The following is a 1,679-nucleotide window of genomic DNA, read 5'->3' as shown; positions in this document are numbered from 1 at the left end:
TGCCGGTTGAATCGGTTTTCAGCAGGTATACCTGCCAGCAATTTCCAAAAGACTCTGTATAACCAGTCACAACCAGTCCGCCGTCAGATGTCTCGACGACGCTGTGTCCATAGTCAATACTTGTACCGCCAAAGTTCTTCTCCCAAAGAAGGTCTCCGTTTGAATCGGTTTTCAACAGATACACCTGATAACTATTCCCAAAATAATCCGTATTACCAGTCACAACCAGTCCGCCGTCAGATGTCTCGACGACGCTGTGTCCATAGTCATCACTTGTACCGCCAAAGTTCTTCTCCCAGAGAAGGTCTCCGTTTGAATCGGTTTTCAACAGATACACCTGATCTCCATTCCCGAAAGAATTTGTATAACCGGTCACGACCAATCCGCCGTCATATGTCTCTACAACGCTAAGCCCACTGTCACTACTACTACCTCCGAAGACTATCGGTAGTCCGATGCATATTTCTGAAACGGTTGATTCTGCTTTAAGAGACTCTTGAGAATCAAATCCCATAACACCAAGATAGTAAGTCTTTGCATGATCAACGGGAACTGTCACGGGACTTATAACATCTGCAGTATAGAGCTCAGGAGTCTCAGTTTCGCCAAAATACAGATCGAACGATTCCAAAAGCCCATCTGGATCGTATGCGGTCCAGCTTATTGTGGCTTCATCGGCAAACCCCAGTGATTGCCTATCATAAGGTATCAAAGCTATTCTTTTGGAAGAGGTTGCTCCATCAATAAGAGAGGACTTGAACCCTGTATAGCTCACTGGACCCTTGCTAGAATCTTCATAATAATCGAATATCTTGCTCTTTATAGTACTTTCATTATCTGTGCCCCAGAAAGAATTAGTGATAGCCACTCTCTGGTTAGTGTCGTTGTAGACATTCCAGTCTCGATTACCATAAATATTGTTGTTTGAACAAGTCAAATTCTGGCCATCAACACTTGCAAAGCAGATACCTCTGTAGTTTCCCGTTACAAGATTATCCTGTATTGTCACTTCACTCGAAGTTGCTAACCATACCCCTGTTGCGAAACCTGAGAACACGTTGTGTGAAATCAAAGCCTGTCCGTCTATGTATACTCCCGAGTAGTCATCATAGAACGAAGAACAGAATTCACCTTCGAAGTTATTATTAACAGCAGTTATGGATGAACCACGAATCCCCTTTATACTTTCAGTAAATAAACATCCTTCTACTACGCAATTCGACCCACTGATTGCATGGTTGCCGTTACGAGCAAAAGAGGAATCTATTACTTCAAATCTGTATCCTTCTATGCCATAACTACCATTATCCAGGAAGTGGCAATTTTGAACTCTTGAGTTTGAACTTGAGTTATGAAGAGTGATTCCCGTTGAAGAGTTTTCTCCTATCAAAGTCTCATAGATCTCAATGTAGACTCCATTACTATAGATTCCCGTTCCTCCACTTGAAGATATAGTGCAGCCTCGGATTATCATTGTTCCATAGTTAGATATTCCTGTGGCATTAAGATGTATTGTACTATCAACTATAGTTGCGTTTGAGTTGCTTCCTAGAAGCACTCCATAATCAATGTTTGTTCTTATCTCACAGTTGCTGATTTCAATATTGCAGTTGCTGGATGTCCAGACACCATTGGCATTATGATGTATCGTGCTATTAACTATAGTTGCGTTTGAGTTG

1 protein-coding gene is annotated in these 1,679 nt (G+C 41.9%); it reads right to left on the bottom strand.

Annotated elements, in window-relative coordinates; genetic code table 11:
• A partial coding sequence (locus tag RJ60_RS14870; RefSeq protein ID WP_146028947.1) for a right-handed parallel beta-helix repeat-containing protein occupies nucleotides 1–1,679 on the bottom strand: 1,679 nt, incomplete at both ends.

The sequence above is a fragment of the Mesotoga sp. B105.6.4 genome, assembly GCF_002896535.1.
Lineage (GTDB): Bacteria > Thermotogota > Thermotogae > Petrotogales > Kosmotogaceae > Mesotoga.
This window is presented reverse-complemented; position numbering and strand designations above follow the sequence as displayed.